This is a genomic window from Alphaproteobacteria bacterium (assembly GCA_030680745.1).
In the GTDB taxonomy this organism is placed as follows: domain Bacteria; phylum Pseudomonadota; class Alphaproteobacteria; order JAUXUR01; family JAUXUR01; genus JAUXUR01.
The window spans coordinates 14213-27351 of record JAUXUR010000023.1 but is presented as its reverse complement, the minus strand read 5'-3'; the positions used below and the strand labels follow the sequence as shown (position 1 = coordinate 27351).

Sequence of the window (13139 nt, the reverse complement as noted above, 5' to 3'; positions counted from 1 at the left end):
ACTCTTTTTATTGTTTTTGTGGTTTTTTTATTTGTATTTTCTATTTTCTTTTTTTCCACAACTTAAGTAATGTTGTATAGCAAAAGCCGTTTTTTCTTCTTCCGAGCGCTTGTTAATAGTCTCAGCATAAGGATCTAAATCACGATTTAGACGACGATATACAAGAGGATCAAAGTCAGCAGGTAGCCCCTCTACATATTTTCTTCCTTCTCTTTTGCCATCATTTAAATAATGTTGTATAGCAAAAGCCGTTTTTTCTTCTTCCGAGCGCTTGTTAATAGTCTCAGCATGACGATCTAAATCAAGATTTAGACGACGATATGTAATTGCATCAAAATCTATCGGTAAAATATTTAATTGCTCGTATTGTGCTTCTTGATTAACAAACAAATCAATTAAGCCTGTTTGATAAACCCAATCTTCAAATGTATTGATGCCTTCATCAGCGCTTACATCTTTTATACGTTGTGCTGAAGCAGGCGGCACAAATATATGCAACGTTGCCAATGGATTGCTAAATTTAGGTTCAGATATTTGATACAAAACACTCCATATCGCACGTGGCTTTATCTCACCATCAATATTGCGTTGTAAAAAATCAGGCCCAACAGCAGGAACTGGCCCTGAAAGAACATTGTTTAAAAAAGGTGCAGGCGTTACGCCATCCGCAGCCTTTCTAGCTGGGTCTTGTGGATGCACCGATACATTTGTTTGAAATGTTTCTTTAGATTGATACGTTATCAAAGGAAGAAATGATTGAAATGGTGTTGTTGCTGTTGCTTGAATTTCTCCACGCGGAAATTGGTTAATCAAAGTTAAAGGAAGGCCATCAATAGGCAAAAATGCAACGCGCATATTTTGACCAATTGCGTCTTCGGCATTTCTTGCATTAGCCTGTGCATGTGGAACAGTATAATATTGAGGGCGAAAAGCTAATGGATTTGCAGCACTTTCATACGGCATATCTCGAGGCGTTATCTCCTGAATAACAATTTTAATTTTAAATTCTTCAATATTTCCAGCATCTTGATAAAAATTTGGATTTTTACCACTTACTTTATACATTAATTGCAGAAGATTAGGATTTTGTTCAACAATATTATGAAATAAATCTGTTCCAGGTATTACATTGATATTTGCAAGCGTTAACCATTGACTGCTATCAGGATTGTATGGATGAAAAACAGGATGTTTGCCATGACCTAATGTACGAGTATATAAATCTGAAAACCCTACATAGTTATCATTATATTCATTTTCTATTTTGAAGAACTGAACAAAATCACCATTTTTTTCTTCAAAGAACATAGTTTTTTCAATTGGATGCTCTGCTTCCGCGCAAGAAAATGTCAATGCAAAAATTGCACCTATAAAACCTAGAGCTTTTTTCTTTATAAACATATAAGATCTCCTTTATCGTAACGTCATATTTAAAATTATTTTTAATGTATATAGTTAATTGTATAGACAATTTACATATATTGCAAGACAATACAATCGTGCTGTCGTTCTGCATTGCTATTTTAACTTATTATTAAATCTATATGATTAATAATCATATCAGTATCATCACATTAAGAAAAAGATGATTTATATACCCAGAAAAGTTTACAATCCTCCATATAAAAAGTTTTTTTCGTCCAATGAACTACACCAGGCAACCCTCATGGCTTTGTGTGTGTGCTAAAAATTATTAATTATAGCACACATTTAAAATCTTAATAAAATGAGAATCGAATAAGGTTCTGTCGCATCTGTTAAATAGGAAAAATTACATATCAAAACGCAGCATACAATTATTTATAAAACGTTTACGTAACGATTAACAAACAAAAACAAAACACATATCAAACAAATATGCTTCACACCTAAAAATTTATCTACTTTTAGCATACATAAACTATACGTGCCTTCTTTCCACTATTATAGTTTCATCCCAGAAAAACCACATAGCCGCACATTCACACTATAGGATACAAGTATATTTTATTACAATACGTTTATATAACGATTAACAAACAAAAACAATACGTTTATTAAACAAATTTGTTTTAAATCTCATGAAAAATAATACGTTCAGCATACGTATCGTACCTTCCTTCTATTATTATAGTGAACTTGGACAAGCCACGTAGGATCGCATATTACATGCATGCTTGTCCTCCATTTAAAAAACTCTAAAATTGTAAAGCCTCAGAAAAAAGATAGACTCCTTCATCCACGAATCAAACCTCATGGTTTTGCGTTTGCAATAAAATTTAAACTATATTCGTTTATAAAACATTTATGTAACGATTAACAAACGATTATAATATGTTTTTTAAACAAATTTCCTTTGAAGGCCCTGAAATATATCTACTTTTATCTTATAACAACCATACCCACCCTTTCCTCTTTTATTATCATGTGACTCAATCAATCCTTTTTGCTTTAATCTTTGCAAAGAAGTATGAACTGATGGCGCTGCAGATTTTACAATCACTGAAAGATCTTTAATAATAATAGGCTGTGTGTAATAATATTCAGAGTCATTTGATTCAATTGTTTTAAGAAAATAAGCAATAATAGACTTTTGAACACCATATAAATTACGATATTCTCTCTCATAATTTATTAATTGCTGATCAACTTGAACATCTTGAGATTGGACTGGAGAACGCTGATCAGCAGACTCAATAACAGCTTGTTCTGTATTGCTACTTTGGTCATTTTCAACACTTGAAGAAAGAATATCATCATCCCAGGGGCGATAAGATTTCTTTTTAAACTTTGTTGTAAGGTCTTTTTCCTTCATAAGGTCTTTAATGAGCGGCATGATATATCACCTACGCAGAAATCATTAAGTTGTTTTCGTCTCGTTTTAATCCAAGAACCTCTCTGGTAAATAAATCTATATCTTCTTTAGCAACAGTGTTTTTTAATGAAGAAAATATATTAGAGCCTGTATATATTGTATTTGGAAATTCTTGACATATTCTAACAAAAGTTTGACAAAGTAAAGTCTTGAAAATTTCATGATTAAATATTTTAGAAAAAACCTCATTAGAAAGAGCAGTTCTTGAATCAAATTTATTTAATACAATTTTTAATGCAACGTCTTTACCAAATTTATCGCCTAAGCTTTTAATCTCTTCATAAGATATTCTTAAACCAGACAAACTAAATTGCTCTGGAGTTAATGGTGCAACGACCATATCTGAAGAAAGCGTTGCCGCCGCAACAGATTGTCCAAGAGCAGGAGGACAATCAACCACAATAACATCATAATGTTTTAAAGCCTTTTGAAAAAGATTTGCATAAACTCTATCTAAAGGATACTTATTTAGCATTATAAAATTATCTAATATTGCATTTTCAATTCTGCTTGGAACTAAATCTAGCCCAGGCGATATATTAACAACTGCAGTTTCTAATCTAAGATTATCTTTTAATATATCAATCATCACCGGCGTATCTTTTGGATTTACATTAAACGCTTGGGATAAATTACCTTGTTGATCCAAATCAATACAAAGCACGCGCGCGCCGTATAAATTTGATCTAACAGCAAAAGAATGCGCTAATGATGTTTTTCCAGTTCCACCCTTAACAATCTGAAAAGAAATTATTTTAGGCGTAAACCTAATATTGAATAATTGCTTAGACGTTTCATATCCAAAAAATACCCTGTTTTGACTTTTATAAGAAATTAAGTTTTTCAACTTAAGATGTTTATGAACATATTGAAGTGTCATCCCTAAAAAATTAGCTGCCTCTGCTGCTGTCATTTTTGCATTAATATTATCTTGTATCATTTTTACCTCATGTATTAAACACCATTTTTTTATTATAACAAAATAATGTACATATACAATACGTATTATAAACACATACAAAACGATTAAAAAACAACACCTAAATGTATAAAAAACAAAAAAATTATAACCATTTGTTTTTATTTAATTTTTTAAAAAAGAAAATCTTCAATTAATATACGATTATTAAATGTTTAGCAATTGATTTGTATTTGTTTATAATTTGTATATAATTTGAATGTTAAACGTTTTATTATTTTCATGCACCACATCTAAACACGCCCCAAAAATACAAAACTATAGCTCACCTCAAAGATATATCTATATTATTCAATATTTTCAGTTAGTTACAAAAAAATAAATGATGTTATATATATGGAAAGAGAGACAAATGATTTTAAAATTGATTATAAAAAACCATCTTGATATTCTTCAATTTAAGTTTTATAGCTTAATAAGAGGTTTACTTAAACGGTCTTACGTTAAGACAATTTGATTAAACATAAAAAAAATCCCCGGTCTAGATCACCGAGGATTTCTTAATTAGCCGTACATCATAATCGACAGCGTACTAGCATATCATAGTAATATTTATTTACTATGATATCAATATTTATGGTGTATGACGTTAAATTTCAGTTAAGGATAATTAACAATGTCAGAAGCACGCATTATAATGCCAAAAGAAAATTGTTTGGTTTTACAACCTGTTATTGTGCAGCACTTAGGTAGATCACCTGCTTTGTTTTTACAACAACTTCATTATTGGTTAACATCTGAATCCAGTATTGGTGTTACCTATAAAGGAAAAAGGTGGATTTATAATTCAATTAAAGATTGGGCGAATAATATAAAAACAATCTCGGAAGCCACAATCAAAAGATCAATAGCATATCTCAGAAACCAAAATGTTATTTTTATAGAATCTTTAAATCCAAACAAAGCCATACGTACCAATTATTATACAATAAATTATGAGCGCTTAAATGAAATAATTGGGCATGAAAAAAAAGATGATTTTTTTCCAATAAAAAATTCAATCATTGAAACAGAAAACAAACAAAAAAATTTAGACCAACCGATCAAAATGATCTATCCATTAGATCAAAATGATCCAATCATAAATAAGGATTCTGAGAATACTTCAAAAAACTTAACTTATAAATCTGATTTTCAAAAAATAAATAAATCTTATCAAGTCCAACAAGTCGAAAAAAAAATAAATAATATATCAAAAGAAATGATTGATATATGGATTGAAATTGTAGAAGAAAACAAACAAACTTTATTATTAAACAAAAAAAGAGCACAGCATCTTGTAGCAGCTTTTAAGTTAAAATTTGATGCTTCACTGGATAAATGGAAGAGTTTTTGTTGGAAAATAACACAAAGCAAATTCTTAATGGGGAAAATAAAAAAAACTTTTAAGGCATCACTCGATTGGGCTTTAAAATTCGATATTATTCAAAGAATTTTTGAAGGTGATTTTGGATTAACTGAATTTAAGGAACAAACAGCAATAATACCATCTAATCAATTAATAGACGATATATCTCATCAAATACAAAGTGTAGAAGGGGATGAATATATAAAAACGATTCAAATAATATTATTGAAAAAAAATGGTGTTTGCACTTATAAAAATTGGTTTGAAACAATAAAATGGGATAGGGAAGGGGATAATATTATTTTATCAGCACCTAATAAATTTATGTTTAATTACATAAATACTAATTTTAAGAAATCAATTGATTTAATTTGGAAAAAAATAAATGTTTATGGAGATGTAATGTTAAAAATGTAAATTTATTTTATCGATAAACTTTTTTATAGTATAAACGTAAAACGACGAGGCTTGCCCCGTAGATGAAGAAGTCCTTCTATTTTTCAAGAGACTTTAAGATATTTGATGCTTTTCAAATAGAGGGCAAGCTTGCTTGTAAAAGGGTGATACCGCGCGGCTTCCTAAGTATCATCAAACGGCCGTTTAATGATACTAAAATATCAATATTAAAAAACGACTGAATTAAAGATATGTAGAGTGCTTAAAATTATCATTAACTTATATCATAAATCAATGTATCATAATCTTATGAAAATTGGCAATTTATGAGATAAAAGTAAGGAAGGTATTCTTAATGAGCAGATTAATCGGATATGCACGTGTTTCAACATCGGGGCAGGAACTTAATCTTCAGATTGATGCGCTTAAAAAAATAGGGTGTGAAAAAAAGAATATTTTCACAGATGTTGTCTCTGGTTCTAAAACGGATAGGCCTGGATTAAATGAATGTTTAGAAACTTTACAATCAGGGGACACACTTGTTGTTTGGCGATTAGATCGTTTAGGGAGATCAATGTCTCATCTTGTTTCAACCATTGAAAATTTGATTGTAAGAAAAATTGGATTTAAATCTATTTCAGATGGGCATATAGATACAACGACTGCATCAGGAGAGCTTATCTTTAATATATTTTCGTCACTTGCTCAGTTTGAAAGACGTCTTATTCAAGAAAGAACAAAATCAGGATTAGAAGCAGCACGTGCTAGGGGCAGGGTAGGGGGCAGAAAGCCAATAAGCAAATATAATCCAAAAGTATTAGCCGCTCAAAAATTACATCACGATAAATCAATGCCCATAGAAAATATTTGCAAAGAATTACAGATTTCAAAACCAACTTTATATCGCTATCTTAAATTGAAATAAAAAATATCATCAATATAGATTATAGTTTGTTGTGTTTATTTATAAATTTTTTAGAATTTTTGCACATCTAATGATGTAGTATATAAAAAGATAGCAATATTTACCTAATTTTTACTCAAGCTGCACAAACGCGACAGAACCTTATTTTAAGAGTTTAAAATAGATTTAGCGACTTTTTACGACAAAATACCGGAAATTTACTGGTATTATAATTGACAAATAATAACAATATCCCTTAAAATCATTCTATGAGCTTTATCCCAAAATATACAATTACGCCGAAAATAGTAAATGCGCTGACCTCGATAGAGGTTTGTAAGCATGACATTACTTATTTACCTATAACATCTTTAGTTATAGCTTCTTTGCGTGAATCTGCACGATTAATGTCAACACATCATTCAACAGCAATAGAAGGAAACAGGCTTACTCCATCGGAAGTAAAAAAAGTTATTAAAGAAGGATCTCATTTTCCAAATAAAAAAAAAGATGAAGAGGAAGTTCTTAATTATTATAAAGCACTAGAATATATTGAAAAACTTTCTTTAAAAGAGCCTCATATTATTCATGAATATGATATAAAAATGCTTCACGGTATATCTTTTATAGGACATAACAAACCTATACCTTATAGAGATGGCCAAAATGTGATTAGAAGCGGAAAACTTGTTGTTTATATTCCACCTAAACATGATGAAGTACCAATTTTAATGACAGATTTAGTAGAATGGATCAATAATTCTATTAAACAACACATCCCCATACCTATTCTTGCTGGATTAGCCCATTATCAATTTGCAACAATTCATCCTTATTATGATGGAAATGGTCGGACTGCTCGTTTGCTTACTACACTCATATTACATAAGTATGGATATGGTCTTAAAGGAATATATTCTTTAGAGGAATATTATGCACGAGATCTTCAATCTTATTATAATGCGTTAACCATTGGTACAGATGAAGATTATTATGATGGCAATCGTTCTACAGAAGACCTTACATCTTTTTTAGAATATTTTATTCAAGGCATGTCAGAATCATTTGATATTATTTGTAAACAAGCAAGAAAATCAAAAGATTTTGGTCGTGTAGATCATTCTCAATTACTACGTCAATTAAAACCACAACAACGACAAATTCTTAAATTATTTTTATCAACAAAAGAAATAACAACAAAAGACATTTCTCAATTTTTCAATTTTAGTGAACGACAAGCGCGTCATTTAAGTAAAAAATGGGTAGAAGAGAAATTTTTAGAAATATCAAATCCTGCACCTAAAACAAGGACATATCAACTTTGCGAAATATATGAAACTCTAGTCACACAAAATATAAATGAACAAAACGCATGAATACTTAATGTGGTTTAAGTTATTACTTAGTTTTTAGGTCTCGTTTTTTGGGTTCTGTTGCATCTGTGTGACTTGTGTAATACAATAAAATTTACCTTTAACTCATTCTTTTTATGTTGTTTTTAATATGTTTATAACATATTTATCCCCAGAAACTGGGGATAACAATTTTTTTATCCCAATGAAGTTTATTGCTTTTTTCTCTTTCCTTCAACAGATGCGACAGAACCTTTACCTATCATCGAGTTTCTTTTGACGTTTACGTTTCTTAAGATCATCAGCATCATCAGAAGATCTATATTTACGTTTTTTGTCATCTGATGAAAGAAAATCATCTTCTAGTTCATAATCATCTTTTTTTGAAAGTTCTTCCAGTAAAAGACGATGTTGCTGTAACATATGATTATTTTGTTTCCATGAATCTTTTTCATGAACAATTAAATAATCTAAAACTTGTTGTGCTTTATCAGAAGAGACAATTTTTTTAAAAACCTAAACATTTTCTCCAATGTTTACAAGTAGATCTATTGCAGACATAAAAGAATTTGGTTCTTCTGTACCCAATAAATTAAATAATAGTTTTTTTGCCATTTTGGTGTATCACTTCAAAAGCATCAATCTTTTTTGAAGAACCTTTAAACTCTAGTGTTATCACGACATTTTTATCAAAAAATGTATTTACCTTGATGGGCCATAATTCCTGATTTAATTTGTGATTATCTTTATTAAGAACAAAAAGCTTCTCATCGATAAGAACTATTTCCACTTCATTTTTATCATGCTTATAAACACCCACAAATTTTTTATGTGACATTGGATCAACCTGAATTACTTTCTTTGTAATAGGCTCAAACCCCGGTATTTTATAAACATCAGCAATTGCGTGTGTCACCTCAGTTATTAGTCCAAAAGCATTTGTACTATTAACCATAACAATCATGCCTTGTCCTCGAAAAGGGTAAGCGCTTAATTCTGCAATAAACCCTTCATCTACACCACCATGCGAAAATTTAAAATCCGCATTTTCGCCACTCACAAAAACACCCAACCCCGTTTTTTCTATTTGAGGTTTGATCATTTCTTTAACAAGATCAATATGCAATAGCCCCGCATGCCCTTTTAAAATATTTTGAATAGATAAAATAAAATGGGCCAAATCTGTTGGATTTGTCCATAAACCCGCTGCTGCCATTTCAGGATAAATATGCCAATTCCCTTTTACTTTTTCACCTGCTTTGATATGTCCATGCGCCGCAATCTGACTATCTTTTGTAGATAAAGGTTGATTGAAAGTGCTAGCATGCATCCCTAATGGTACTAAAACATTTTTTTGCATCCAAATATCATATTTCTCACCCGTCACATCTTCAATAAGAAATTGAACAATGGTTGTGCCACCCGAGATTCTTTGCCTGGCTGCGTGATAACACGAATAGGATCTGTATTCACAACAGGCTTTTTGCCATCTAAAATCTCGACAAGAGAAGGAATTTTTTGATCAATATTATAACCAGGAAATCCATGAACAGAAATACCTGCATTATGTGAAAGCAATCGTCTTAAATTAACTTTACCGTCTTTCGTAAATTTATGCGCAGGAATCTTCCAGGATTTAAGATATTGATTTACATCTTCGTCCAAAGAAATTTTTCCTTGCTGTACCAAGAGTAAAGCCCCAATTGCATTGAGTGATTTACTGATAGAACCTGCTTGAAATAACGTATTAGTATCAACAGGTTTACTGTCTGAACTATTTGTAAATGCTCCATATCCTTTTGCCCACGCTAATTTTCCATCATTAATCACAGCAATACTGACCCCAGGCGCATCATAATGTGCCATTCTCTCCAAAAGGTTCATGTGTTGAGGATTTTCTCCCTCAATAACAACAGACTCACGCAACGCATTTTCGACTTTTTTTATGGATTGTTGCTCAGATTGATACATTGGAAGTTTTTCATTTGTTAGAATTGGCATCGTATTCTTTTTGGGTACAAGTGTTTTAGTGCATGAAGAAAGATTGACGCCCAATAATACTATGAGGGATATTTTTAAAACCAATCTTTTCATTGTGTTGTTACCTTTGATAATAAGTGCTTTTGAATCTGTTGGTAAAAATGTTCTGTTATATGCTTATAAAGATAACATCTTTATGAATCCAAATAAACAATTTGGCTAGAGGCTGTTAACATTTCATAAAATCTATACCTAGTATGTAACTTTAGTGTCGTTTGTACGTTAGCACCCTGCATTTACACATCTATGAAACGCACTTTGTGCGCGTGGAGAGCAAAGTACTATGGTGATGGGGGCGGGCAATAATATCTCCTTTGATCATATAGTGAAATTTGGTAAAATTGCTAAAATTGATAAACCTAAAATTCATCTCATCATAGATCAAACGAGACAAGCTTTAAGCCGATGGCAGGAGTTAGCAAAAAACTATGGTGTAAGCCCTAAAAATAATAATCATATAAAAAATAAGCTTGATTATATATCTTCCTTACTATGATTTTTAGAGTATTTTCATCTCTTAAAATGAAGTTTTATCCATTAAAGTGTAAGTTTCTATAACTAATTTTTCGTCTAACTTCTTCTTATTATTATTAATATTTTTCAATTAAAAAATAAAAGAACAAAAATAAACAATAAATTAAAATATGTATACAGATAAATAGATATTAAAAAAATAACATTTGTTTTTTTATTGTTGAATATTAGTCAACATTACGTTCTATAGCTGTGACTTTTGTTTTTTAATTAAAAGTGATAATTTGTATATATCAATAGTAAACAACAATTAAATTGGAGTAAATAAATGAACTACATTATAAAAAAACGTTTAACAAAATTTTCTTTATTCTTGTTAACAATAGCACTTTCTTCTGGCCAATCATTTTCTATGAATCCTGAAGAATTAGTTTCTGTAAAAGAGAAATTAAAGAAAGTTGATAAAGAAAAGGTGGAGAGAACATATGAAAAAAGACTCAATAATTCGGATTATATAGTTTCTTTTAATGTTCATGTAAGCTTAAATCCAAAAGGTGAATATCGTGTCACAGAAACAAATCGCTATCATTTAACCAAAGCTATCAAAAGAACTTTGAAAGCTGGTCTTATAGCATCTCTTGAAAAAGCTCATGACAATCCTTCTTCATTTTATGTGGAATTTGAAAGAACGGATAAAGATGATTAAGCTTTGTTAAAATTTCATCTTCGTCTACGTGCCGCATACAAGTCGCGGCCATATCATTACCCATAAGTATGAACGAGAATTCGGAAATTAAAAAATGGTGAATTAAAGCGCAACCAATTGAATTAAAAAGAAAAACAAAGGGACTCGTCGTTGCGAATCCCCGTAGGGTGTGTGGCAATCTAGTTCTAAAATCAACATTTATAATTTTTGTAGGGCTATTTTCTGGATTGCCACGCGGCTTCGCCACTCGCAACGACAGAAAACTAAGGGTTCTTTTACGCGCATAATATAGATAATGCCCCTTAAAAAGAGGACATTGTCTAAAAATTCATATTAAGTATCAATAGATTATCATACTTATGGGTAATGTTATGGTCGCGGCACGTAGGTAGTGAGGTTCTGTCGTATCTGTTGAGGTTAGATAAAAAATTATGTAAACTTTGCTCCCTTTTGACAGACTATGCCATTAGTGTTAGAGTGCAAAAATTCTGAAAAGTTGATAAAGGGGTTAGGGGAGTAGTGGAACCGTAAATACACTAAGGAGCATCTTTTGGATTACGTATAGGTCTCAATTCACCCCTTTCTATAGCATCTGAAACCGCAAACGAGTACAGTCCCAGCATATTGATATGAGCATGAATAAGAGGTGACAATCGAGCAACATCTTCATCTAAAATAATATGACCTTCCTGTCGAAGTTTCTTCAGTACAGCCTCTATGTAGATTGTGTTCCACAGGATAATAATATTGACTACCAACCCTAGAGCCCCTAATTGGGGTGGTGTTAGATAAGCTTCCGCCAAACCGCATCTTGAAGTTTTAAAGAGAAAAATTCCCAATGTTTACTTTGTATTCTTGCTCTTAATCTTGAATTAACGCTTTGAATAGATTTCAAGATATTGACGACTCTAATGCCTCGAGTAAGAGTGAGTAAATGTATTGTTTATTTTAAAAACTAATATTGAATTAAAAAAAATTTAAAAACGAAAATTGATATGACAATATGAGGTAAGAATCTTTTATTTACAATAGGTTTAAACATAAAAAAGTTTCAAGATGCTGATTGGCGAAAGCTTGTCTAACACCACCCCTAAATGTTACGATCTTGGTTTTTTAAATTAATAATAATCTGCATCTGTTGGAATTTATGTCAGCAGATGCCCTAATTTTACTCAACTCACACAGATGCGACAGAACCCCGTAAATGCACTTCAGATACAAAACGTTTTAAACGTTTATTTCGAGAATCTAGTAATGCTATTGACATAAAAAAATTATTTAAACATATTGCCAGATGAAAACTAACCATTCTAAAATGCACGAAATTTAAAAAAGGAACCTAAACATGAAATTATTCAGACCGTTGTGTTCTAAACTAAGCCTTATTTTCCTTGCGTTAAGCTTTTCTAATGCCGGGTACGCTGAAAAAGGGTTAGAAAAAGATTGGAAACAATACCTCCCCGTTACAGGGTAAACAATTCAAGCCGATATCATGGAAATACAATCCTCTGAAGAATTTGAAAAATTAGCTGCAAAATTAAAAGTGGGGTTAAAGAAAAATCCTGAGTGGGCTTTAGAATTTGTGGGTTCAACCCCCAAAGGACAGCCACTCCCTTATCACGAAAATTTGGGTCTAACAAAACAAGAACATGCACAAATGCTGGAATTAAATCAGAATCAAGGGGCATTGAGTTTAAAGAAGTCCGGAACGATTGATATCACCTTTGAGCCCTTAAAAGATGGTAGGATTAAGATCCTAACGAATGAAAATTCAGCCCTTAACAATCTGATCATCTCTGCCAAAGAAGTTGAGACAAGATTTGGTAATTTGATCGATGTTTCAGATATTAATAATCAGGATCCAAAGGCCATTACCGGTCCATGGAAAGGAGTCAAATGGGGAAAAAATACGGTTGATCAGAAGACGATGGTCGGAGAAAGTATTCAGTTCTGTATTGGAAAAAGAGCTGACAATAAAGATCAAGGCATCATTTATTATGATGGTAAAATTCTGCAAGGATACACGACTCCTCCCACGCAATTTACACAAGTCCTCTTTTTTCCGTTAGCTAAATAAAGGGACAAA

The 13139-nt window shown here is 31.3% G+C and carries 12 protein-coding genes and 1 pseudogene; 6 read left to right on the top strand and 7 right to left on the bottom strand.

Annotated elements, in window-relative coordinates:
• Positions 1–27 precede the first annotated feature (27 nt).
• The 3 genes from Q8L85_01835 to Q8L85_01825 all read right to left on the bottom strand — a co-directional run bounded on the left by Q8L85_01835 (position 28) and on the right by Q8L85_01825 (position 3794).
• The gene (locus Q8L85_01835; GenBank protein MDP1723426.1) at positions 28–1401 is read right to left on the bottom strand and encodes a hypothetical protein; all 1374 of its coding nucleotides are present in this window, start codon (positions 1399–1401) and stop codon (positions 28–30) included.
• Positions 1402–2320: 919 nt separating this feature from the next.
• The gene (locus Q8L85_01830; protein MDP1723425.1) at positions 2321–2815 is read right to left on the bottom strand and encodes a hypothetical protein; all 495 of its coding nucleotides are present in this window, start codon (positions 2813–2815) and stop codon (positions 2321–2323) included.
• 10 nt (positions 2816–2825) lie between these two features.
• Positions 2826–3794 (bottom strand): ParA family protein, encoded by a 969-nt coding sequence (locus Q8L85_01825; GenBank protein MDP1723424.1) that lies wholly within the window; start codon positions 3792–3794, stop codon positions 2826–2828.
• 655 nt (positions 3795–4449) lie between these two features.
• Between Q8L85_01825 and Q8L85_01820 the strand changes: the two genes are divergently transcribed.
• From Q8L85_01820 to Q8L85_01810, 3 genes are all read left to right on the top strand, one after another.
• Positions 4450–5598 (top strand): DnaA N-terminal domain-containing protein, encoded by a 1149-nt coding sequence (locus Q8L85_01820; protein MDP1723423.1) that lies wholly within the window; start codon positions 4450–4452, stop codon positions 5596–5598.
• Between the two features lie 334 nt (positions 5599–5932).
• Complete coding sequence (locus Q8L85_01815; GenBank protein MDP1723422.1) at positions 5933–6502, top strand: recombinase family protein; 570 nt, start codon at positions 5933–5935, stop codon at positions 6500–6502.
• 248 nt (positions 6503–6750) lie between these two features.
• Positions 6751–7857: a Fic family protein gene (locus tag Q8L85_01810; GenBank protein MDP1723421.1), complete on the top strand. Its 1107-nt coding sequence runs from the start codon at positions 6751–6753 to the stop codon at positions 7855–7857.
• A gap of 231 nt (positions 7858–8088) precedes the next feature.
• Here the strand turns inward: Q8L85_01810 and Q8L85_01805 are convergent, their stop codons facing one another.
• From Q8L85_01805 to Q8L85_01795, 3 genes are all read right to left on the bottom strand, one after another.
• Positions 8089–8256 (bottom strand): hypothetical protein, encoded by a 168-nt coding sequence (locus Q8L85_01805; GenBank protein ID MDP1723420.1) that lies wholly within the window; start codon positions 8254–8256, stop codon positions 8089–8091.
• A gap of 169 nt (positions 8257–8425) precedes the next feature.
• Entirely contained in the window at positions 8426–9193 is a 768-nt protein-coding gene (locus Q8L85_01800) for a serine hydrolase domain-containing protein (GenBank protein MDP1723419.1), read from the bottom strand.
• A 23-nt stretch (positions 9194–9216) separates the two neighbouring features.
• Complete coding sequence (locus Q8L85_01795; GenBank protein ID MDP1723418.1) at positions 9217–9927, bottom strand: serine hydrolase domain-containing protein; 711 nt, start codon at positions 9925–9927, stop codon at positions 9217–9219.
• Positions 9928–10675: 748 nt separating this feature from the next.
• Here Q8L85_01795 and Q8L85_01790 point away from each other — a divergent pair.
• Positions 10676–11053, top strand: a complete 378-nt coding sequence (locus Q8L85_01790; protein ID MDP1723417.1) for a hypothetical protein — start codon at positions 10676–10678, stop codon at positions 11051–11053.
• A gap of 536 nt (positions 11054–11589) precedes the next feature.
• On the opposite strand, the pseudogene Q8L85_01785 reads toward Q8L85_01790, so the two are convergent.
• Positions 11590–11829 (bottom strand): annotated as a pseudogene (locus Q8L85_01785) (Tn3 family transposase).
• A 569-nt stretch (positions 11830–12398) separates the two neighbouring features.
• Here Q8L85_01785 and Q8L85_01780 point away from each other — a divergent pair.
• Positions 12399–12527 carry a hypothetical protein gene (locus tag Q8L85_01780; protein MDP1723416.1) on the top strand — a complete coding sequence of 43 codons (129 nt, stop codon included), beginning with the start codon at positions 12399–12401 and terminating at the stop codon, positions 12525–12527.
• Between the two features lie 18 nt (positions 12528–12545).
• Positions 12546–13130 carry a hypothetical protein gene (locus Q8L85_01775; GenBank protein MDP1723415.1) on the top strand — a complete coding sequence of 195 codons (585 nt, stop codon included), beginning with the start codon at positions 12546–12548 and terminating at the stop codon, positions 13128–13130.
• Positions 13131–13139: the final 9 nt, after the last annotated feature.

What these genes read in the sequence shown, in the direction of transcription:
- Q8L85_01835 (MDP1723426.1), bottom strand. Translation starts at nt 1,401, where the DNA reads ATGTTTATAAAGAAAAAAGCTCTAGGTTTTATAGGTGCAATTTTTGCA.
- Q8L85_01830 (MDP1723425.1), bottom strand. Translation starts at nt 2,815, where the DNA reads ATGCCGCTCATTAAAGACCTTATGAAGGAAAAAGACCTTACAACAAAG.
- Q8L85_01825 (MDP1723424.1), bottom strand. Translation starts at nt 3,794, where the DNA reads ATGATACAAGATAATATTAATGCAAAAATGACAGCAGCAGAGGCAGCT.
- Q8L85_01820 (MDP1723423.1), top strand. Translation starts at nt 4,450, where the DNA reads ATGTCAGAAGCACGCATTATAATGCCAAAAGAAAATTGTTTGGTTTTA.
- Q8L85_01815 (MDP1723422.1), top strand. Translation starts at nt 5,933, where the DNA reads ATGAGCAGATTAATCGGATATGCACGTGTTTCAACATCGGGGCAGGAA.
- Q8L85_01810 (MDP1723421.1), top strand. Translation starts at nt 6,751, where the DNA reads ATGAGCTTTATCCCAAAATATACAATTACGCCGAAAATAGTAAATGCG.
- Q8L85_01805 (MDP1723420.1), bottom strand. Translation starts at nt 8,256, where the DNA reads ATGTTACAGCAACATCGTCTTTTACTGGAAGAACTTTCAAAAAAAGAT.
- Q8L85_01800 (MDP1723419.1), bottom strand. Translation starts at nt 9,193, where the DNA reads ATGCAAAAAAATGTTTTAGTACCATTAGGGATGCATGCTAGCACTTTC.
- Q8L85_01795 (MDP1723418.1), bottom strand. Translation starts at nt 9,927, where the DNA reads ATGAAAAGATTGGTTTTAAAAATATCCCTCATAGTATTATTGGGCGTC.
- Q8L85_01790 (MDP1723417.1), top strand. Translation starts at nt 10,676, where the DNA reads ATGAACTACATTATAAAAAAACGTTTAACAAAATTTTCTTTATTCTTG.
- Q8L85_01780 (MDP1723416.1), top strand. Translation starts at nt 12,399, where the DNA reads ATGAAATTATTCAGACCGTTGTGTTCTAAACTAAGCCTTATTTTCCTT.
- Q8L85_01775 (MDP1723415.1), top strand. Translation starts at nt 12,546, where the DNA reads ATGGAAATACAATCCTCTGAAGAATTTGAAAAATTAGCTGCAAAATTA.